Origin of the sequence: Burkholderia sp. HAN2018 (assembly GCF_024704855.1) — a bacterium.
GTDB classification, from domain to species: domain Bacteria; phylum Pseudomonadota; class Gammaproteobacteria; order Burkholderiales; family Burkholderiaceae; genus Burkholderia; species Burkholderia cepacia.
In genome coordinates this window covers 1-21,376 of sequence record NZ_QOBB01000135.1, presented here as the reverse complement: position 1 = coordinate 21,376, position 21,376 = coordinate 1, and the positions used below count along the sequence as shown (strand labels likewise).

The window sequence follows — 21,376 nt, the reverse complement described above, 5'->3', positions numbered from 1 at the left end:
CTGCAACACGATGTGCTGCATTTATGAACGGCCGGCTTCGGCTTGACGGTATCCACCCCGTCGCCCGTTCGACCGGATCGCCCGAAACGCGCGCGGTGCGCCGCGACTTCCGCCGAATGCGCGCATCGATCGTTGATGCTGGCACGCATGTTGCGTTTTCCCGAACAGCAGCCCTGCATCCCAAGAACGCATGGAGACACGCTTGTCCACGATTGAATCGGTTCTTCACGAAACCCGCCAGTTTGCGCCGCCCGCGGCGCTCGAGCAGGCGGCGACCATTTCCGGCATGCCGGCCTATCGGGCGCTCGTCGCCGAGGCCGAGCGCGATTACGAAGGCTTCTGGGCGCGCCTCGCGCGCGAAGGCCTCGCGTGGCACAAGCCGTTCACCAAAGTGCTCGACGAGTCCAACGCGCCGTTCTACAAGTGGTTCGACGACGGTGAGCTCAACGCCTCGTACAACTGCCTCGACCGTCACGTCGAAGCCGGCAACGGCGAGCGCGTCGCGGTGATCTTCGAAGCCGACGACGGCACCGTCACGCGCGTCACCTATGCGGATCTCCTCGCCCGTGTGTCGCGTTTCGCGAATGCGCTGAAGAAGCGCGGCATCGGCAAGGGCGACCGCGTCGTCATCTATATCCCGATGTCGATCGAAGGCATCGTCGCGATGCAGGCCTGCGCGCGCATCGGCGCGACGCACTCGGTCGTGTTCGGCGGCTTCTCCGCGAAGTCGCTGAACGAGCGGCTCGTCGACGTCGGCGCGACGGCGCTGATCACGGCCGACGAGCAGGCGCGCGGCGGCAAGACGCTGCCGCTCAAGAGCATCGCCGACGAGGCGCTCGCGCTGGGCGGCTGCGAAGCGGTGAAGAGCGTGATCGTCTATCGCCGCACCGGCGGCAAGATCGACTGGCATGCCGACCGCGACCTGTGGATGCACGAACTGACGGCCGCCGAATCCGACACCTGCGAGCCGGAATGGGTGAGCGCCGAGCATCCGCTGTTCATCCTGTATACGTCGGGCTCGACCGGCAAGCCGAAGGGCGTGCAGCACAGCACCGGCGGCTACCTGCTGTGGGCCGCGCAGACGATGAAGTGGACCTTCGACTGGAAGCCCGCCGACGTGTTCTGGTGCACGGCCGACATCGGCTGGGTCACCGGCCACACGTACATCACGTACGGCCCGCTCGCCTGCGGCGGCACGCAGGTTGTGTTCGAGGGCGTGCCGACCTGGCCGGACGCCGGCCGCTTCTGGAAGATGATCGGCGACCACAAGGTCAGCGTGTTCTACACCGCGCCGACCGCGATCCGTTCGCTGATCAAGGCCGCCGAGGCCGACGACAAGGTGCATCCGAAGAGCTACGACCTGTCGAGCCTGCGCATCATCGGCACGGTCGGCGAGCCGATCAATCCGGAAGCGTGGATGTGGTATCACAAGCACGTCGGCCAGGAGCGTTGCCCGATCGTCGATACGTGGTGGCAGACCGAGACGGGCGGCCACATGATCACGCCGCTGCCGGGCGCGACGCCGACCGTGCCCGGTTCGTGCACGCTGCCGCTGCCGGGCATCATGGCCGCGGTAGTCGACGAAACCGGCCAGGACGTGCCGAACGGGCAAGGCGGCATTCTCGTCGTCAAGCGCCCGTGGCCGGCGATGATCCGCACGATCTGGGGCGACCCGGAACGCTTCAAGAAGAGCTATTACCCGGAAGAACTCGGCGGCACGCTCTATCTCGCCGGCGACGGCACCGTGCGCGACAAGGACACCGGTTACTTCACGATCATGGGCCGGATCGACGACGTGCTGAACGTGTCGGGCCACCGGCTCGGCACGATGGAGATCGAATCGGCGCTGGTCTCGCACGAGCTGGTGGCCGAGGCGGCCGTGGTCGGCCGTCCTGACGACACGACGGGCGAGGCGGTAGTCGCGTTCGTGGTGCTCAAGCGTGCGCGTCCGGAAGGCGAGGAGGCCGCGGCGCTCGCGAAGACGCTGCGCGACTGGGTCGGCAAGCAGATCGGGCCGATCGCGAAGCCGAAGGACATCCGCTTCGGCGACAACCTGCCGAAGACGCGCTCGGGCAAGATCATGCGGCGCCTGCTGCGTTCGCTCGCCAAGGGCGAAGCGATCACGCAGGACACGTCCACGCTCGAGAACCCGGCCATCCTCGACCAGTTGAACCGTTCGCTGTAACACCGCCCGCTCGGGCGGAGCGTTTCGCTTCGTCGCGGTGCCGGGATGCGCTCGCATTCCGGCCCTCGCGAAGCACCGCCGTGCGTTCCCCGACGGCACGGCCTGCAGGCGGCACGCGTCGATTCCGCCGCCGCAATATTAATTAGCTATACGTATTACAACATTCAACAAAACGGAGACAGACGATGAAGATCACGACACGGACGATTTGCGCGGCGCTGCTCGGCGCGGCGGCGAGCACGAGCGTTTTCGCGCAGAGCAGCGTCACGCTGTACGGCGACCTCGACGCCGCGTTGCTTTACACGAGCCGGTCGCTCGACTCGGCGACCGGCGGCAATGCGGGCCGCCAGTTCGCGCTGACCGACACCGGCATGACGCCGACCAACTTCGGCTTGACGGGTACCGAGGATCTCGGCGGCGGGCTGCACGCGAAATTCAAGCTCGAGAGCGGCTTCAACATCACCGACGGGGCGTTCGGCCATTCGAACGGCAACTTCTTCGGCCGCCAGGCGTGGGTCGGGATCGACGGCGGGTTCGGCGAAACGAAGATCGGCCTGCAGTTCTCGCCGTTCGTGCTCGCGGTGCTCGGATCGGACCCGCGCAACGTTTCGCACTTCGGCGCCGCGCTGATCCCGTACGTCGACAACGTGCTCGTCACCGGCCTCTTCAACCCGAATGCAATTTCGTACACGAGCCCGACGATCGCCGGGCTCACGGGCAGCGCGATGTTCGGCTTCGGCGGAAAAGCCGGGGACTTCCAGGCGGGACGCCAGTATTCCGGCAGCCTCACGTATGCGAATGGCGGCTTCATGCTCAACGCGGCGCTCTACGACGGCAACGGCGGCACGTCGCCGACGCCGGTATCGAGCACGGTCGCGTTCGTCGGCCGCACGATCGGCACCGCCTACACGTTCGGGCCCGTGACCGGCAAGGCGTCGTTCACGAGCTACAAGGTTGCCGGTTCGTTCAGCAACAACGTGTACAGCGCCGGCCTCGACTATCGCGTCACGCCGGCCCTCGACCTGAACACCGGCGCGTGGTACACGATCGATCGCAACGATTCGCACAATCATTCGCTGCTCGCGGCGATCGGCGCCGACTACAGCCTATCGAAGCGAACGGGCCTGTACGCGCAGGTCGGTGTCGTCAACAACCATGGCGCGATGAACACGGGCCTCGGCATCACGGGCGGCGCGCTGTTCGGGTTGCCGGGCACGACGGTCGGCGTCAACGCCGGCATCCACCACGTGTTCTGACGCGGCGCGGCGCGTCCGGCCGGACGGGCAGCCCGCGTGCGCCCGTCCGGCCCGGCGCCGGAACACCGCCGCCGCAAACGCCGCAAAAAGCAGCAAAAGCCGTGAACGGCGGGCAACGCGCGGCACCGACCGGACGATCCGCCATCCCGATCCCGGTCTCGATGTTTACCCGACCTCAAGTCCGTGCCCTCGCTGCCGTCAAGACAGGAGCGCACGCCCAGCATCCGCCGATGACCAGGCACGCGTCCCTTCAAGGAGACCCCGCAACGTGAACTTCTTCGGAATCGGCCGCGGCCACCGTTCGTCGCGCGCGCTCGTCGGCGACATCGCCGAGCAGGCCGGCAAGCTCGGCATCGAGATCTGCGACGTGTCGGGTCACGTCGAGGAAGTCGCGGCCCGCGTCGCCAGACAGGCGGAGGTCTGCCACACGCTGCGCGAATCGGCCGCCGTCACGTTGCGCGGCAACCACCGGATTGCCGAGGCCGCGCAGCAGGTGCGCGCCGTGAGCGCGAATGCGTCGGACGCGGTTCGCCAGTCGCAACAGACGATCGAGGCGTCGCTCGCCGACATCCACGGCCTCGTCGAAGGCGTCACGTCGATCGGCAACCAGATGGGTGCGCTGCGCGACGCGCTCGATCATGTACGGGCCGTGTCCGAGGAGATCTCCGTGATCGCGCGACAGACTCACCTGCTCGCGCTGAACGCCGCGATCGAGGCCGCACGCGCCGGCGATTCGGGCCGCAGCTTCGCCGTCGTCGCGGCCGAGGTCAAGAACCTGTCCGCGAAGACCGGACAGGCGACGGCCCAGATCGAGACGACCCTCGCGCGCCTCGCCGAGCAGACCGAACACCTGATCGCGGAAGGCACCGACAACGCAGCCCGCGCGCATCGCGTGCGCGAGGGCACGCGTACGATCGGCGAGGTCGTGCACGCGACCGGGCACGCGATCACCGAGCTCGCCGGCGAGGCCGAGCAGATCGCGTCGCTGACGGACGAAATCGAGACGCAATGCCACCGGCTCGACGAACAGGTCGGCGAGATGGCATCCGGCGTGGAGGATTCGAGCGACAACTTCTCGCAGGCCAAGGACCGGCTCGGCAACCTGCTCTCCGTCTCCGAGACACTCATCGAACTCACGGCCGCGACCGGCATCGAATCGCCCGACACGCGCCTGATCGACACCGCGCGGCACACGGCCGCCGCGATCAGCAAGCTCTTCGAGGAAGCGGTCGGGCGCGGCGAGATCGCACTCGACGCGCTCTTCGACGCGCACTACGTGCCGATTCCCGGCACCGATCCGCAGCAGTTCATGACGCGCTTCACCGACTTCACCGATCGCGTGCTGCCGGCCATCCAGGAGCCGGTGCTCGGGATCGACGCGCGCATCGTCTATTGCGCGAGCTTCGACAGGCAGTGCTACCTGCCGACCCACAACCGGAAATTCTCGCTGCCCCAGCGCGCGGACGCGGCGTGGAACGCCGCGAACTGCCGGAATCGCCGGATCTACACGGACCGCACGGCGCGCACCTCCGTGTCGCATACCAAGCCGTTCCTGCTGCAAACCTATCGGCGCGACATGGGCAACGGCAACTTCGCGCTGATGAAGGACGTCTCCGCTCCCATCGTCGTCGGCGGACGGCAATGGGGCGTGCTGCGGATCGGCTACAGCGTCTGAGTCCCGGCCTGCACCGGCAGGCCGTCGTCCATTACTGTTCGAGCCCCACCGCCAGCGGCCGCTGGTCGCCGCGGCCGTGATCGTCGACCACGCGCACCGTATAGCTGCCGGCCGTCCGCGGCTGCCAGAACAGCGCATCGCCCGGCACGCTGCGCCCGACGAACGCATCGTTGACGAACCAGTACAGCGCATGCGTGCTCGCATCGGCCGTCGCGTTGAACGCGATGCGCGTCTCCTCCGTGCTCTTCACGCGCATCGCATACGTACTGCCGCGCAGCGGCGACGTGATGCGCGGCGGATCGCCGTCGACCTGCCCCGCGTCGCGGCACGCCGCGTTCTGCGGCGGCCGCCGGCGCGCAATGCCGGCCTGCACGAACACCTGCTGCAGATCCGACGGCCAGAACTCGAAGATCTCCGTATGCGTGCGCTTGCCGTCGTAAGGCGGGCACGCGGCCTTCCCCGTCGCGTCGTCGATCACGACCGGCCGGTGCACGGTGCTCACGCGGATCGGCGACGTGCCCGGAATGAACCACGTCCAGCCCTGCTGCGGGCACCACTCGTTCGGCAGGTCGCCGCTCGCGAGGCAGATCCGCACGCGCTTCAGGCGCGGCGGCACCGCGCGCGGCGGCTCGACGAGCGTGCGCTCGGCATTCAATGCGTCGACGACCTGGAAGAACAGCGGTGCGGCCGCGTCGACGCCGACGAACGCCGTATTGGTCGAGTTGTCGAAATTGCCGACCCACACGACCAGCACGTACGGGCCGAACACGCCGGCCGTCCACGCATCGCGGAACGACCATGACGTGCCGGTCTTCCAGTAGACGGGCACGCTCGACGGCTGCGCGCCGCTCGTTTCGTCGGGGCGCAGATGCTGGCGCAGCATGTCCATCGTCATGTAGCTCGCCTCCGCGCTCAACAGGCGCCGGCCGGGCAGCGCCGGTTCGTCCGCGCGCAGCCGCAGCGGCCGGAATTCGCCGCGATTCGCGAGCATCGCGTAGAGGCCCGCGAGATCCTGCATCGTCACTTCGCCGCCGCCGAGCACGAGCGCGAGCCCGTAGTGCTGCGCGCTCGCGAGCCGGCGCACGCCGGCTTCCTGCAGGAACCGGTACAGGTCGGGCGACTTGAGCTGCGACGCGACCCACACGGCCGGCACGTTGCGGCTGCGGTTCAGCGCGTCGGTCGCGGTGATCGGCCCGAGGAAATGCCCGTCGAAATTCTCCGGCGCATACGGGCCGAACGCGGTCGGCACGTCGCGCAGCACCGTTTGCGGATGCAGCACGCCCTGGTCGAAACCGAGCGCATAGATGAACGGCTTGAGGGTCGAGCCCGGCGAGCGCCGCGCGAGCGTGCCGTTCACCTGCCCGTCGATCGTGCGGTCGAAGAAGTTCGCGGAACCGACCAGCGCCTTCACGCCCATGTCGCGCGTATCGACGAGGATGGCCGCCGCATTGCGCACGCCGCGCGTGTCGTTGCGCGCGACATAACGCGCGATCTGCCGTTCGAGCGTGCGCTGCAGGTCGAGATCGAGCGTCGTCACGAGCCGCGCACCGCCGTCGCCGTCGTCCGGCGCACCGCCCGAGGCCGTGCGCCACGCGCTGCGTGCGGCGAGCGCCTGGTCGACCGCGTGCGGCGCATCGAAAGGCAGGGCCGACAAGGGCCGCATCGCCAGCGGCAACGCGAACAGCGGCTTGAGCGACGCATCGCCCGGATGCTTCGTCAGCCAGCGCGCATACAGCCGGTTGCGCGACGCGGCCAGCGCACGGTTGATCTCGTCCTGCCCGCCGCGCACGCGCCGCGCCGGGTCCTGCGGAATCACCGCGAGCGCGAGCGCCTCGGGCAGCGTCAGCGCATCGGGCATCCGGTCGAAATACACGACGCTCGCGGTGCCCGCGCCTTCGACGTTGCGGCCGTACGGCGCATCGTTCAGATAGGCTTCGAGGATCTGCCGTTTCGAATAGAAGAGTTCGAGCTGCACCGCGCGCGCAACCTGCTCGAGCTTGCCCGCCGGCGTGCGCGTGTTCAGCCGCCACAGCGAGCGCGCGAGCTGCATCGTCAGCGTCGAGCCGCCCTGCGGATTGCCGCCGCGCACATACGTGATCCACGCCCCGCGTGCGAGGCCGTAAGGGTTGAAGCCGGGATGCCAGCGGAACCAGCGGTCCTCGTGCAGCATCACGGCCTCGACGAGCTGCGGCGACATCCGGTCGAGCGGCACCCACAGGCGGTAGCGGTCGTCCTTCGCCAGCGTGAGCCGCAACAAGCGGCCCTGTGCGTCGACCACCGCGACCGACGACGGCTTCCAGTCGCGCAGCGGCGGATGCGGCCACAGCCGGCACGCGGCCAGCGCACCGAATACGAGCAGCGCGCCGGCGATCCAGTTCTGCCAGCGATGCAGCCAGCGGCCGGCGCCGCGCAGCGCGCGCCGCAGCACCGGTGCGTCAGCCACGCGCGGGCGCTCCGCGCACCCGGCACGGCCGTTGCAGCGGCGTCGTCATCGCACGCGCTCCACGGTCAACGCCATGCCGCCGGGTGCCTGTGCCTGCACGCGGCGGTCGTACATCGACTCGCCGTAAGCCGGCGGCGCGACGAAGCGGCCCGCGTTGCTCGCCTTGATCCGGTAGACGAACTCGCGCACGTCGGTCGTCGCGGTGCCGTAGATCACCACGCGGTCCTCGCGCACGTCCGCGAACTGCGGCTGCCACGTGGAGCCCTTGACGCCGATCGGCGAACGCCACGGCGCATCGGCCACCGGCGCCGACGCGCCGCCGTCGCTGTCGCCGTCCTGCGTGTCGGCGACGGGCGGCGGCGCGATCACCGGATCGAAGCCGCCGGGCAGCAGGTCGACGATCGCGATGTTGCCGACGTTCGCCGGGCCCGTCGCGCGGATCTTCAGGTGCACGTCGATCTCCTGGCCGAGCGTGATTTTCCCGAGCGGCTTGCCGTCCGTGTCGGTGTAGTCGCGCACGATCTCCAGGCCATTCCTGATCGCCTTCGTCGACGTGCCGCGGTCGTAGCCCGACTGGCTCGCGATCCACCACGCGGGCAGCGTGCTGCCGTTCACGAAGTCGACGCGCGACGCACCGGCCGCCCACGTGCCCGAACGCACGAGGTTCGCCTGGATCGACGACACGTCCTTCGGCGCGGCGCCCGCGCGCACCTCGTCGATCGCGAGCTGGTCGAGCTGGCCCGCGCTCGACGCCGCATACGCATCGAGCGCGAGGATCGTCATCGCCGACGACAGCGTGTTGTAGCGGTTGTCGACGAGCGGCGCGGCGAGGTTGTCCATCGCGCGCGGCGACAGCTTGCGCACGCGCTCCGGGAAGTGCTTCGCGATCAGGTACAGCACGCTCGCGTCGCGCGTCAGCGGATCGAGGTAGTAGCCGGTCACGTAACCGCCGTCGGACGCGCGCTTGCGCTCGAGCAGCGCCTGCGGGCCCGCGATCAGCGCCGCGGCCTCCTTGTCCTGCTTCAGCAGCTGGTACGACGCGGCAAGCCATGCGGCCGCGAGGTCGTTCTTCCAGTCGTTCGGATACGCGTCCTGCAGCCGCTTCTGCACGGCCGCGAGGCTGTTGGTCGTCACGTTGCCCTGGCGCGTCAGCAAGTACACCGCGTAAGCGCGCTGGCGCAGCAGGTCGAGCGAGCCGAGCGAATCGTTCGCCGCGAGCTTCTGCAGATACTGGTTGCCCGCGTCGAGCATGTCCTTCGGCACGGCGATGCCGCGCTCGCGTGCGTCGAGCAACACGTGCATCGCGTACGCGGACACGAACGGATCGGCGTCGGGCGTCGCGCTCCACAGGCCGAACCCGCCCTGCGCGTTCTGCCGGCCGCGCAGCACGCCGAGGAACTGCGCGATCGCCGCCGCGTTCGTCGTGTCGGCGCCGGCGTCGGTCGCATGCATCGCGCTCGTCAGCGCGCGCACCGACAGCCACTTCGCCGCGAACACGCGCGGCACGGCCGCGCTCACCATCTGCTCGCTGCAGTAGTGCTCGAAGTTGACGAGATACGACGCCACCCCTTCGGACAGCACGAGCGGCGCGGTCGAGATGCTCGCATCGCGCGATGCATACGCGTCGTACATCGACCGCAGGTTCGGCACGCTCGCCTTCTTGCCCGGGTCGAGCCGCGCGATGTCGAGCTGCGTGCGGAACGCGGCGGCCGGCCGCACCGACACGTCGACGCGCTGCTGCGCGCCCTTCGCGCCGTAGCGCGCACCGAACGACAGCGCGCCCGAGCCGAGCGTATCGGTCGCCTTCACGCGGAACATCGCGACGCCCTCGTGCTGCGGCGCGAGCGCGACGTTCTGCGTGGCCGGCCCGATCACCTGCAACTGCGGCCCCGTCTTCAGCGTGACCGCGACCGGCACCGGCTGGTTGCCGGCGCCCGTCAGGTTGTTCGAGACACCGACGCTGACGTCGGCCTCGTCACCCGGCGCGAGCGTCGTCGGCACGTTCGGCGACAGCACGAAGTCGCCGCGCACCGTCGTCGCGCCCTCGAACGTGCCGACCAGGTCCGGCGACACCGACACGGCCATCACGCGCAGCTTGCCGTTGAAATAGTCGGGCACGGTATAGCTCAGGCGCGTGTCGCCGTTCACGTCGACGATCCCCGACCAGTAGACGACCGGCTTGTCGCGCTTGCGCTTGAACGGGTTCAACTGACGGCCGATCGCATCGTCGGCGTCGCCGCCCGGCGCGGCCATCGCCATCAGCTTCTCGAAGTCCGGCAGGATCAGGTCGAGGATCTGCGACGTGCCGACTTCGAGCATCCGCTTGCGGAAGAAGAACTTCAGCGGATCGCCGAGCTTGTAGCGCGCAACTTGCAGGATGCCCTCGTCGACGGCGAACACGACGACCTTCGCGGGCTTCGCCGAATGCACGGTGAAATTCACCGTGTCGCCGGGTTTCACGAGCGCCGGCGCATCGACCGACAGCGCGTTGCGGCGCGCATCGAGGTTCACCGAGAACGGCACGACGCCGTAGCTCAGCGGGCTCATGAAGATTTCATCGGACGACGGATCGCGGATGTACTGCACGTTGATGTAACCGTTGCCCTCGAAACCGGCCGGCACCGTGATGTGCTGGATCGAGCTCGTCGTGTCCGCATGGAACCATGCGTGCGCATACACCTTGTCGCGCTCGATCGTGATCAGGCCGCTGCCCGCGTAAGGCGCGCGGATCGCGATCTCGACCTGCTCGCCCGGCTTGTAGTCGTGCTTCGCGAGGCTCACCTGCAGCTCCGCGTTGCGGTCGAGCGAACGCGTGACGTTCGCGTCGCCCGTGACCGAATACTCGATCCGGTTCACCGCGGCGCCGTCCGCGTCGCGGATCACGAGCGCATAGCTGCCCGGCTTGTCGGTGCGCAGCGTGAAGTCGAGCCCGGCCGCCGGAATCGTCAGCGGCTTCTCGTCGACGGGCACCTCCTTCAGCCGCGAATCGTATTTGTATGCGCCGGAATCCTGCTTGGTCAGCACCGACACGTAGCGCTCCTCGACCAGCTGCGCGCGCAGGCCCTTCACGTCGATCGCCTTCGCGTTCGGATCGATCGCGACGAGCCGCACCGTGCGCGGGCTGCCGCGCTTCACGTAGCCGAGATCGTCGACGGACTTGTAGCCGACGAGCCAGTCGTTGTTCGACACGAGCGTCTGCGCGTTCGCGGCGACGTTGCGCCCGCCTCCCGCTTCATAGGCCTTCGCCTGGAAGTAGAGCTGGTAGGTCGAATCCGCGTACTTGTCGAGATCGAGGTCGAATTCGGCATGGCCGTGCTCGTCGGTCGTGCCGTCCTGCAGCGTCGTCGTGTAGCCCTCCTTCGCGCGGCGCGCGTCGAAGAAGTGATAACCCTGCCAGCTGCGGAACGACGGCCACACCGGGCGCAGCGTCAGCGTCGCCGCGACGCGACGCTTCTCCGCCGGCGTGCCGAACAGGTTCTGCGCGTCGACGACGCCCTTCAGCCCCTTCGGCTTCACCCACCCTTCGACGACCTGCTGCGACAGCTTCGCGTCGACCTTCATCCGGTCCGGCAGGAACTCCTTCACCTGCACCGTCGTGCTGCCGATCGGCTCCGCGCCGGGCTGGCCGTCCTTGACGATGTACAGGTTGACCGTCCACGTGCCGGTCGGCGCCGTTTCGGCCGTCGTATAGCCGAGCTCGGTGAAGCCCGTCGCATCGACCGCCACCGGCTTGCGCTCGACCGTGATCCCGCGCGGGTCGACGATCTCCGCCTGCAGCGGCACGCCGGCCGGGCTGCGCGCCCAGCTCGCGGCACGCACGATCAGGCCGATGTGGAACGGATCGCCGGGCCGGTACAGGCCGCGATCCGAGAACAGGTACGCGGACAGTTGCCCCTGGCCCGTCGCATTGCGCTCGCCGTCGACGTCGAAACGCGAGAAGTCGAGCTGGCGATCGCGGCCGGCCACCGGCAGGAACGACAGGTCGGTGTCCTTCTTCACGACGTACAGCTGCGGCCGCTTCTCGCGGTCGAGCCCCTTGAACGCCGGGAAATGCACGATGCCGTCGGCGCCCGTCGTCTGCGTGAACAGCGCCTGGCCGTTCACCGCGAGCACCGATACCGTTGCGCCCGCAACCGGACGGCCGTTGCGGATCGACTGGACGAACACGTCCTGGCTGCCGTCGAGCGCCTTCTTGACCAGCATCCCGAGATCGGTCACGACGATCAGGCGCGTATCGCCGAGCGCGCTGTCGCTGTCGTTGTCGTTTCCGCTGCTGTCGCCCGAGTCGGCGTTGTCGGACTGATCCTGGCTGCCGTCGCCGGACGATGCATCGCCATCCTTCGCGTCGTCGGCCTTTTTCTTCTCGGCGGCCGGATCGTACTTCGTCAGGTGCAGCAGGAACACGCCGCGCTTGCCGCCCTTCAGGTACTGGCCGAGATCGATGCCTTCGTAATGCGCCTTGCCGGGTTCGCCGGCCGGGAATGCGCGCGTCTGCACGAAGCGCTCGACGATGTGATCCTCGCTGAACGAATACGACAGCTCGGGCCGCGCGTACGTGCCGTTGTTGAAGCTCACGAGATGCTGGAGCTGGTCGGGCAGCACACGGCCGATCTCGACCTTCATCCCCGGCAGGTTGCGCGACACGACCGACAACCGCTTGCTGCCGCTCATCGACAGCAGCGAACCGTCGGCCATGAAGCGCAGCAGCTTCGGATAGTCCGGCACCGTGAACGCGGTCGTCACGGGCTCGCCGAGCAGGTAGCCGCCGGCCGACTTCAGGTTGCCCTCGAACCGCACGACGATACGCTCGCCCGGCGTCGCGTGGTACTTGAAGCTCTGCAGCGTCGCGAAATCGTTCTCGGTGGGCACCGCCTCGAGCGGCAGCGGCTTCGACTGCTTCAGCACCGCATCGCTGATGTCGGCCACGTTCCATTCGTACGGCGGATCGTCGTCCGACTGATCGACGCCCGGCTTGCGCTTCGGCAGCACCCACGCCTTCGCGCGCGCCGCGAGGTCGGCGCTGCGCACGCCGTCGGACGCTTCCGCGACGAGCACCTGCTCGGGCTCGTAGCGCTCGTTGTCGACGAGCGTCGGCGCGATGTTGTCGATCGACAGGCTGTAGAGCCCCGGCACGCCGACTGCCGCGTGCAGCACGTCGGGCGTACCGTTGCCGCCACGCGCGCTCTTCACGCCCTTGTCGACGTCGAGCCGTGCGACCAGCGGATCGCGCGGAATCTCGAGCGGCTGCGAATACACCCACGCGCTCGTCTTCATCTTGTCGTAGTTGACCGTGTAGCGCAGCGGCGTCGCATTCTTGCCGTCGCGGCCGACCAGCACGAGGCCGATGCGCTTCTCGAATTCGGCCGGATCGACCGGATAGTTGAAGCGCAGTTGCAGCAGCGCCTGTTTCTCCGCCGGATTGTCGGGATTCTGGTAGAACTCGTTGTTGCCGAACGTGGCGGCAAACGCGGGCACATCGAACGCGAAGCGGTCGTCGTGCATCGTCACCTGCGGCGCGAACACCCGGTGCACCGCGAAACGCACCTCGACGTGCGCGCCGACCGGCCAGTCGGCCGCCGGCGTGAAACGCAGCGTCTTGTCGTCGACCCACGCCCACGCGCCCTTGAGCGCAGGCGTCATCTCGATGCCCTCTCCGGCCGGCTTGCCGACCTGCTCGATCGGCGCGGCCGATTGCGAGAACACGACGTCGAGCGGATGCACGGTGATCTTCGGCTTGTCGCTGTCGTCCACCTCATAGGTGGTGATCGGCGGCGCCTTCACGGTGAACGTGACGGTCTCGGGCTCCGGCGGCTTCGGCCGATGCTTGAACCAGTAACCGCCGTAGCCGAGCGCGGCCGCGAGCAGCACGATGCCGCCGGCGTGCCACGGGCGGCGGCGCACGGCCGCGGCGGTGATGCCCATCCACGCGGGCGCCGTCCACGACACGTCGCCGACCAGCGGCCGCAGCGCGCAGCCGAGCAGCCACCAGACGAAGCCCGCCGCGCGAATCGGCAGGAGCAGCAGGAAGCGCAGCAAATCCATGTTGTTATTTCCTTGTTCAAGGACGTGCGGCCGGCTTCGGCGGCGTTCCCCGAGATTTATTGGTCTGTGACGGCGCGGCCCTGGTTGCGCCGGAATGCTTGGAATGTTGTGTTCGACCGGATGCTGGCCGCCATTATCGATCAGACCCGAAACGATGGAAATATCGGTGTGCCGGCGCGCAACGCCGGCCGTCGACCGTCCGGTCGGGCGGGATTTCGGCTCGCCGCCCCAACCGCTGCGCGCACCCGCGCCGCGTTCGCTAGAATGCGCGGCTCGGCACGAATCGAATCGAAATGAAAGGAATCCGCTTGAAACTCCCGTTCGAATGGCAGATCGGGCTGCGCTACGCGCGCGGCGGCCGGCGCTCGGCCGGCGACGGCTTCGTGTCGTTCATTGCCGGCGCGGCGATGGCCGGCATCGCGCTCGGCGTCGCGGCACTGATCGTCGTGCTGTCGGTGATGAACGGTTTCCGGACCGAAGTGCGCGACCGGATGCTGTCGGTGCTCGCGCACGTGGAGATCTTCTCGCCCACCGGCGCGATGCCCGACTGGCGGCTCACCGCGCACGAATCGCTGCGGAACCCGGCGGTGCGCGCCGTCGCGCCCTACGTCGACGCGCAGGCGCTGCTGACGAACGCGGGCAGCGTGACGGGCGTCGCGCTGCGCGGCATCGACCCCGTGCTCGAGCCGCGCGTGTCCGAGATCGCGCGCAAGCCGAAGACGGGGCGGCTCGACGCGCTCGTGCCGGGCGGGATGGGCATCGTGCTCGGCTCGGCGCTGGCCGACGCGCTGCACGTGAAGATCGGCGACCGCATCACGTTCTTTGCGCCCGGCAACACCGCGCGCATCGGCGACGCGCTGCCGCAGTTCCGGCAGTTCAACGTGGTCGGCACGTTCGAGTCGGGCCACTACCAGTACGACAGCGCGCTCGCATACATCCATATCCGCGACGCGCAGACGCTGTTCAACGTGCGCGCGCCGACCGGCATCCGGCTGCGCCTCGACGACCTGCAGCGCGCGCCCGACGTCGCGCTGGAACTGTCGCGCTCGCTGTCGGGCGATCTCTACATCCGCGACTGGACGCGGCAGAACCGCACGTGGTTCGAGGCCGAGCGGCTGCAAAAGCGCATGCTGTCGCTGATCCTGATGCTGATCGTCGCGGTCGCCGCGTTCAACCTCGTGTCGTCGCTCGTGATGACCGTCACGCAGAAGCAGGGCGACATCGCGATCCTGCGCACGCTCGGCGCGCCGCCGGGGTCGATCATGAAGATCTTCGCGATCCAGGGGATGACGATCGGCCTCACCGGCACGCTGGCGGGCGTCGCGCTCGGCTGCGCGATCGCGGTGAGCATCCCGTGGGTGCTGCCGGCGGTCGAGCAGTTGCTCGGCATCCACTTCCTGACGCCGTCCGTGTATTTCCTCAGTTCGCTGCCGTCGAAGCTCGCGGCGATCGACGTGATCGAGATCGCCGCGGCCGCGTTCCTGATGTCGTGCGTCGCGACGCTCTATCCGAGCTGGCGCGCCGCGCGGGTACGGCCGGCCGAAGCGCTGCGCGACGAATAGGCGCGCGGCGCTTCGGCACGGCGCGCCGGCGCCGTCATGCCGTCTCGTGAAAACCGACGCTGTGGGTGCCGTTCAGGATGTCCTCGAACGCGTTCCCGAAGCCGACGTCGATCAGGCCCGCGCGCCTGCCGTACGTCTTCTGCCCCGACTCGTCGCTGACGAAGATCGCCGCACCCGACGACAACTGACGATCGGTATCCAGCAGCGCGAGCGTGCCGCGCGCGCTGCCGGCCGACTCGTCGAAGTTCAGCCGCGTGCCGTCCTGCGTGGTGAAATGCCCGCCGACCTCCTCGAATTTCCGGTTGCGCGCGACGGACGCATTCATCTCCTTCATGAAGAGGAAGTCCGCGTCGGCGCGCTGGCTGGCCACCTTGCGATCGTCGTCGGAGAACGTGTCGCCCACCGCGGCGGCGCCCTGCTCGGCGAAGTCGACGGCCTGCTGGTGAAACTCGCGCGTCGCGAGCACGAGGCCCGCGTTCGCGTTCAGCGTCGACTCCACCCACGCGCGATCGCTCTCCGTCATCGTCTTCGACACGACCTTGATCCGGCCGTTGTCGGTCATGAAGTCGAACTTCGCGTCGGCCAGGTCCGGGCGCTTCGCGATGATCTCCTGCAGGCTCGTCGCGAGCTCGCTGGTGACGTCGCGCAGCTTCGTCGACAGGTCGCCCAGGATCGTCAACTGCTTCTTGCGCGCCGCCTGCATCGCTTCCGGGTCCAGCGCCCGGATCTCGAGCGGCGTGTCCTGCGGTTTCCCGGCCGCCGTGTCCGCCTGTCGACGCCCGTCGAGCGCGGCTTCCTGCACCATCTGCGCGAGCGTAAGGCCGCTCGCTGCCGTGACTGAAATCGTCATGCCCTCTCTCTCCTTTCAATCCGTTTTTTACCGTTTACGGACAAATTTCGCGGAAATTTAGACCGATCGCACATCGATCACGAAGCACGTGCCAATACTTTGTTTGACTGAAACTAAAAAAGTTTGACACCGAGATTTCACTGAGATAAGTTTGCGCAAGCTTCCGGAAAGCAATCCGGCTCGCCTCGCCGACTCGCGTCGCGCTTTCCTGCCGTTGCAGCACCGCCGTTCGCACCATCCCCGCCTCATCGCATCGTGCCGTTCCGTTTCATCCGAAACCTGAAGGAAGATCGGGCATGCCCGCATTTGATTCGCACTCCTCCATTCACTTCGCGCCACCGGCCCCGGGCCGACCGCGCGTCATGAACCGGCGGCCGTGCTGACGCTTTCCGGTCGGGGCAATGCAGTCGCCCCGACACCCGCCGGGTTGCGCGACGCGTGACGCGCGTCCACACCGGCCGTGACACCCGGGCATCGCGCCCGGCGCTTTCGAAGGTGCAGTTCCGTTTCATCCGATGCAGCACCCGGCCGGGCCGCGGGGGGCATATCGCGGGCCGGCCGGTTCCGGACAATCACAACAAGAGGTCGACAATGGACATTCATCGAACCGGATTGCGTCGCGCGTGGCTTCCCGCGCTCGTTGCGGCCACGACGCTCGCCGCGTGCGGCGGCGACGACGGTGGCAGCGTGGCGGGCGTCTCGGCGCTCGCGCAGGGCCAACAGGAGGGAGCCGCCGCATCGGCGGCCGACAAGCAGTCGCTCGCATCACGCATCTCGCCGTCCGGCGTCCCGTACGCCAATCCGGCCAGCGGCGGCCGCTACCGCCCCGTGATCGCGAACGGCCAGGTGCAGCCGTCGCTGTCGGGCGGCACGATCGAGGAGAACGCGTGGGTCGACACGTCGGTCGATTCCGACGGCGACGGCACGCGCGACCGCATCCACGTGCGCATCGTGCGCCCGACCGAAACCGCGAACGGCGCGCGCACGCCCGTCATCGTGCTCGCGAGCCCGTACTACGCGGGCCTCGCCGACAGCCCCGACCACAACGTCGACGTCGAACTCGACGGCACGCCGCACCCCGCCGCCAATGCGCAGGCGGCCGCGGCCGCCTCGACGTCCGCGCGCATCATGGCCGCCGCGCCGCAGGTGCGGATGCTGCAGCAGGTGGAGGCCGCCGCCGCCGGGCGCTCGTGGATCGAGGGTTACTTCATTCCGCGCGGCTTCACGATCGTCTACGCGGATTCGCTCGGCACCGCCGGCTCGGACGGTTGCCCGACGATCCTCACGCGCGACGAATCGGTCGCGATGGCATCGGTGATCCGCTGGCTCGGCCGCGACGCGACCGCGAAGGACGCGAACGGCAAGACGGTCGTCGCGAACTGGTCGACGGGCCACGTCGGCATGTACGGCGTGTCGTACGACGGCACGCTGCCGAAGATGGTCGCGAGCCTGCGCACGCGCGGGCTCGATGCGATCGTGCCGGTCGCCGGGTTGACGAACATGTACGGCTACTACCGCTCGGGCGGGCTCGTGCGTGCGCCGGAAGGCTATCAGGGCGAAGACGTCGACGTGTACATCAAGGCGCTGCTGACGAACGCGCATCCTGAGCGTTGCACGCACCTGATCGACGAAGCGTTGCAGCAGGAAGACCGCAAGACCGGCGACTATTCGCCGTTCTGGGCCGCGCGCGACATCCCGACCGGCTTCGCGGTCGCGCCGGCGCTCGTCGCGCAAGGGTTGACCGACGACAACGTGCGCGTCGACCAGTCAACGTTGTGGTATCTCGCGATGCGGCGCCAGGGCGTGCCGACGCAGCTGTGGCTGCACCGCCTGAAGCACACCGACCCGACCCGCGTGCCGGCGATGGCCGATGCATGGACCGCGGAGGTGAACCGCTGGTTTACGCGTTATCTGATCGGTTATGACAACGGCGTCGAACGCGATCCGCGCGCGGTGATCGAGCAGGCAGACGGCACGCTGCTGAAGGAAGCGGACTGGGCCGCACGTCACGCCACGCCGGTCACGTACTTTGCCGGCGGCGACGGCGCAGGCACCGGCTCGCTGCTGCGGCTGCCGACCGGCGGCCCGCTCGCGCGCTTCACGGACGATGCGCGCATCACCGCGCTCACGCTGGCGAACGCACCGACCGGCGAGAATCGCAGCCGTTTCGAAACCGCGCCGCTCACGGCCGCGACACGCCTGTCCGGTGCCGCGACCGCACGCGTCAGGCTGACCTTCACGGCGGTGGCCAACGTGACGGCCCTGCTGGTCGATCGCGCACCGGACGGTACGGCCACGATCGTCACGCGCGCGTGGACCGACCCGCGCAACCGGTGGTCCGAGTGGCGCTCGGAGCCCGTGCTGCCCGGGATGCCGTACGACTTGAAGCTGACGTTCATGCCGCGTGACTACAAGCTGGAAGCCGGCCACCGGCTGGGGCTCGTCGTCCTGTCCAGCGACAACGAGGCAACGCTGCGGCCGACGCCGGGCACGGGCCTGACGCTCGATCCGGCCGGGACGTCGGTGACGGTGCCGCTGGCGTCGTCGTCGGCAGGCGTGTAACCGCACGCCGGCGTCCGGCGCAACGGCGCCGCCTCCCCCGTCTGCGCGCTCGTCGGCGCAGGCGGGGGATCGCAGCAGGAACGGCACACCTGCGCTACGCTGCGAAAGTCGAACGCCAACGGTGCCGCCTCATGATCCCCCTCAGCGCGAAAGCCATCGTCCGCGACGGATGCTCGGTTCTGTTCCTGCGCAATCCACGCGACGAATGGGAGTTGCCGGGCGGCTGGCCCGAAGCCGGCGAATCGCTCGAGGAAACCGTCGCGCGCGAAGTGCGGGAGGAATGCGGAATCGTCGCCTCGGCGATCCGCTACGTGGCGAGCCGCTCGTGCGAGGTCGTGCCGGGCAAGCGCGTGCTCATCGTGTGCTTCGAGTGCCGGGTCGATCGGCACGAAATCGTCCTGAGCGACGAGCACGACCAGTTCGGCTGGATCGACCTCGATGGCGGCAAGCCGGCGAACCTGCCGGATTTCTATTGGGAATTCTGCAGACAGGCGGGCTGACTCGCGCCCGCCCTGCGGCCATCACACCGGCGTCAACACCGGCTGCCCCGCGAAATGCCGCTTCGCGTTGTCGAGAAACTGCTGCACCGAGCGATCGAGCGCCTCCGGCGACCAACCGCCCATGTGCGGCGTCAGCACGACGCTGTCGAGACCCGTCAGCGCGCGCGGCGGCTCCGGTTCCCCTTCGTACACGTCGAGCCCCGCGCCCGCGATGCGCCCTTCGCGCAACGCGTCTGCCAAAGCAGCGGTATCGACAACACTGCCGCGCGATACGTTGACGAGAAAACCGCCCGGCCCGAGCGCATCGAGCACGGTGCGGTCGATCAGGTGCCGCGTGCCCGCGCCGCCCGGCGTCGCGACGATCAGGAAATCGGCCCACTGCGCGAGCGCGTCGACGCGGTCGAAATAGCGATAGGGAACGTTCTTCTCCGACCGGTTGTGATAACCGATCTCGATGTCGAAGCCGGCTGCGCGACGCGCGCACTTCTCGCCGATCTTGCCGAGCCCGACGATGCCGAGCTTCCTGCCCGACACGTTCGGCGGCATCGGCAGCCCGTCGCGCCACACGCCGGCACGGGTTTTCGCATCGAGCGGCACCACGTTGCGCACCGCCGCGAGCAGCAGCGCGAACGCGTGATCGGCCACGCAATCGTCGTTGGTGCCGGCGCCCGTCACGACCGTGACGCCGCGCGCCTTCGCATGCGCGACGTCGATATGCTCGTAGCCCGCGCCGAGCGCGCTGACGAAGGTGAGTTGCGGAAGCCGGTCGATCTCGGCGCCGGTGAGCCCCGTGCTGCCGTTGGTCAGCACCGCGCGTATCGTGCCGCCGTGTTCGGCGATCGCGCGTTCGCGTTCTTCGGCAGTCGGGGCATGGCGCACGTCGAACGACGCGGCGATCTCGTGGTGCGCGTCGCCGCGCAATGCGATGAGGACCAGCAGCTCGGGTTTCATGTCGGCAATTGTCGGCAGGCGGAGACGAAATCGAGTGTAACAAGCCCGCGCGACTCATGCGGGTTATCCCCACGCGGGCTGTGGACACGCCGCCGCACGCGGTTTGCCAAAGCCCGCCCAGTCAAGTAACGTGCGGCCTACGCCCCCGTCCTGGAGATTGGCTCATGAAGCTCGCCCTGCCCGCCCGGATTCTGGGCCTCGCGTTCGCCGCCGCCCTCGTCGCACCCGGCGCGCACGCCGACGCACCCGTCGTGGTGTCGTCGAAGATCGACACCGAAGGCAACCTGCTCGGCAACCTGATTTCGCAAGTGCTGAAGGCGCACGGCATCCCCGTCACCGAAAAGATCGCGCTCGGCACCACGCCGATCGTGCGCAAGGCGCTCACGAGCGGCGAGATCGACATCTACCCCGAATACACGGGCAACGCCGCCTTCTTCTTCAACAAGGCCGACGATCCTCTGTGGAAGAACGCGAGCCAGGGCTACGACGCCGCGAAGAAGCTCGACTACGCGGCGAACCATCTCGTGTGGCTCGCCCCGGCGCCCGCGAACAACACGTGGGGCGTCGCGTTGCTCGCCCCCGTCGCGCAGTCGCAGCACCTGAAGACGTTCTCCGATTTCGGCAAGTGGGTCGCGGGCGGCGGCAAGGTGAAGCTCGCCGCGTCGGCCGAATTCGTGAACAGCGCGTCGGCGCTGCCGTCGTTCGAGAAAGCGTACGGCTTCAAGCTGAAGCCCGAGCAGCTCGTCGTGCTGTCGGGCGGCGATACGGCCGCGACGATCAAGGCCGCCGCGAACCAGACCGACGGCGTGAACGCGGCGATGGTGTACGGCACCGACGGCGGCATCGCGTCGAGCGGCCTCGCGGTGCTCGACGACGACAAGCACGTGCAGCCCGTCTACGCGCCGGCGCCCGTGATCCGCGAAGCCGTGCTGAAAGCGCACCCGCAGATCGCCGATTACCTGAAACCGGTGTTCGCGAGCCTCGACCTGAAGACGCTGCAGTCGCTGAACGCGCGCATCCAGATCAACGGCGAGCCGGCAGCCGGCGTCGCGAAAAGCTACCTGAAAGCGAAGGGCTTCGTGAAATGACCGAACGCGCGGCGGCGTCCGCGCGGCGCGTGAACCCCGACAAGGTCGGCATCCTGATCGGAATCCTCACGATCGTCGCGGTGCTCGGCCTGCCGTTCGTCGTGCTGCGGCCGAACCGGATCGCGGCCGGCACGGGGCTGTCGGTGTTCGCCGCGCTGCCGGCGATGCAGGGCGCGGCGCTGGCCGCGCTGTGGATCGTCGGCGCGCTGTGGGCGATGAAGGCGAGCCGCCCCGCGTGGCGGCTCGCGGCCGGCTGCGCATG

At 68.5% G+C, this 21,376-nt stretch carries 12 protein-coding genes and 1 pseudogene; 9 read left to right on the top strand and 4 right to left on the bottom strand.

The genetic code is table 11. The annotated features are described in order from the left end of the window. Positions 1–202: 202 nt before the first annotated feature. The 3 genes from acs (at position 203) to DPV74_RS27035 (ending at position 5,116) form a co-directional block, all read left to right on the top strand. Positions 203–2,185, top strand: coding sequence for an acetate--CoA ligase (acs, locus tag DPV74_RS27045; protein WP_119338303.1), 1,983 nt, complete (start codon positions 203–205; stop codon positions 2,183–2,185). A 185-nt stretch (positions 2,186–2,370) separates the two neighbouring features. Beyond that, complete coding sequence (locus DPV74_RS27040; RefSeq protein ID WP_059697108.1) at positions 2,371–3,441, top strand: porin; 1,071 nt, start codon at positions 2,371–2,373, stop codon at positions 3,439–3,441. Positions 3,442–3,709: 268 nt separating this feature from the next. Further along, positions 3,710–5,116, top strand: coding sequence for a methyl-accepting chemotaxis protein (locus DPV74_RS27035; RefSeq protein WP_027790648.1), 1,407 nt, complete (start codon positions 3,710–3,712; stop codon positions 5,114–5,116). 31 nt (positions 5,117–5,147) lie between these two features. Here the strand turns inward: DPV74_RS27035 and pbpC are convergent, their stop codons facing one another. Beyond that, on the bottom strand, positions 5,148–7,559 hold the full coding sequence (gene pbpC / locus DPV74_RS27030; protein WP_119338299.1) for a penicillin-binding protein 1C: 2,412 nt from the start codon (positions 7,557–7,559) through the stop codon (positions 5,148–5,150). A gap of 45 nt (positions 7,560–7,604) precedes the next feature. Then, positions 7,605–13,601 carry an MG2 domain-containing protein gene (locus DPV74_RS27025; RefSeq protein WP_119338298.1) on the bottom strand — a complete coding sequence of 1,999 codons (5,997 nt, stop codon included), beginning with the start codon at positions 13,599–13,601 and terminating at the stop codon, positions 7,605–7,607. A 12-nt stretch (positions 13,602–13,613) separates the two neighbouring features. Here DPV74_RS27025 and DPV74_RS27020 point away from each other — a divergent pair, with 12 nt between their 5' ends. After that, the gene (locus DPV74_RS27020; RefSeq protein WP_124536427.1) at positions 13,614–13,898 is read left to right on the top strand and encodes a hypothetical protein; all 285 of its coding nucleotides are present in this window, start codon (positions 13,614–13,616) and stop codon (positions 13,896–13,898) included. A gap of 11 nt (positions 13,899–13,909) precedes the next feature. Next, positions 13,910–15,163: a lipoprotein-releasing ABC transporter permease subunit gene (locus DPV74_RS27015; protein ID WP_060174290.1), complete on the top strand. Its 1,254-nt coding sequence runs from the start codon at positions 13,910–13,912 to the stop codon at positions 15,161–15,163. Between the two features lie 34 nt (positions 15,164–15,197). On the opposite strand, the gene DPV74_RS27010 is transcribed toward DPV74_RS27015, so the two are convergent. Next, positions 15,198–16,013, bottom strand: coding sequence for a hypothetical protein (locus DPV74_RS27010; RefSeq protein ID WP_119338297.1), 816 nt, complete (start codon positions 16,011–16,013; stop codon positions 15,198–15,200). 591 nt (positions 16,014–16,604) lie between these two features. Between DPV74_RS27010 and DPV74_RS27005 the strand changes: the two genes are divergently transcribed. Then, on the top strand, positions 16,605–18,575 hold the full coding sequence (locus tag DPV74_RS27005; protein WP_060357753.1) for a Xaa-Pro dipeptidyl-peptidase: 1,971 nt from the start codon (positions 16,605–16,607) through the stop codon (positions 18,573–18,575). A gap of 131 nt (positions 18,576–18,706) precedes the next feature. Beyond that, the gene (locus tag DPV74_RS27000) at positions 18,707–19,075 is read left to right on the top strand and encodes an NUDIX domain-containing protein (RefSeq protein ID WP_060205853.1); all 369 of its coding nucleotides are present in this window, start codon (positions 18,707–18,709) and stop codon (positions 19,073–19,075) included. Positions 19,076–19,096: 21 nt separating this feature from the next. Here the strand turns inward: DPV74_RS27000 and DPV74_RS26995 are convergent, their stop codons facing one another. Continuing rightward, positions 19,097–20,026: a 2-hydroxyacid dehydrogenase gene (locus DPV74_RS26995; RefSeq protein ID WP_119338296.1), complete on the bottom strand. Its 930-nt coding sequence runs from the start codon at positions 20,024–20,026 to the stop codon at positions 19,097–19,099. A gap of 164 nt (positions 20,027–20,190) precedes the next feature. Between DPV74_RS26995 and DPV74_RS26990 the strand changes: the two genes are divergently transcribed. Together DPV74_RS26990 and DPV74_RS26985 are read left to right on the top strand one after the other, a co-directional pair. Further along, on the top strand, positions 20,191–21,114 hold the full coding sequence (locus DPV74_RS26990) for an ABC transporter substrate-binding protein (protein WP_027790640.1): 924 nt from the start codon (positions 20,191–20,193) through the stop codon (positions 21,112–21,114). Next, positions 21,111–21,376: pseudogene (locus tag DPV74_RS26985) on the top strand (ABC transporter permease); the annotation flags it as partial. The gene DPV74_RS26990 and the pseudogene DPV74_RS26985, both read left to right, overlap by 4 nt.

Coding starts and splice junctions, on each gene's coding strand:
- DPV74_RS27010 (WP_119338297.1), bottom strand. CDS start 16,013: ATGACGATTTCAGTCACGGCAGCGAGCGGCCTTACGCTCGCGCAGATG.
- DPV74_RS26990 (WP_027790640.1), top strand. CDS start 20,191: ATGAAGCTCGCCCTGCCCGCCCGGATTCTGGGCCTCGCGTTCGCCGCC.
- DPV74_RS27025 (WP_119338298.1), bottom strand. CDS start 13,601: ATGGATTTGCTGCGCTTCCTGCTGCTCCTGCCGATTCGCGCGGCGGGC.
- DPV74_RS27005 (WP_060357753.1), top strand. CDS start 16,605: ATGGACATTCATCGAACCGGATTGCGTCGCGCGTGGCTTCCCGCGCTC.
- DPV74_RS26995 (WP_119338296.1), bottom strand. CDS start 20,026: ATGAAACCCGAGCTGCTGGTCCTCATCGCATTGCGCGGCGACGCGCAC.
- DPV74_RS27040 (WP_059697108.1), top strand. CDS start 2,371: ATGAAGATCACGACACGGACGATTTGCGCGGCGCTGCTCGGCGCGGCG.
- DPV74_RS27000 (WP_060205853.1), top strand. CDS start 18,707: ATGATCCCCCTCAGCGCGAAAGCCATCGTCCGCGACGGATGCTCGGTT.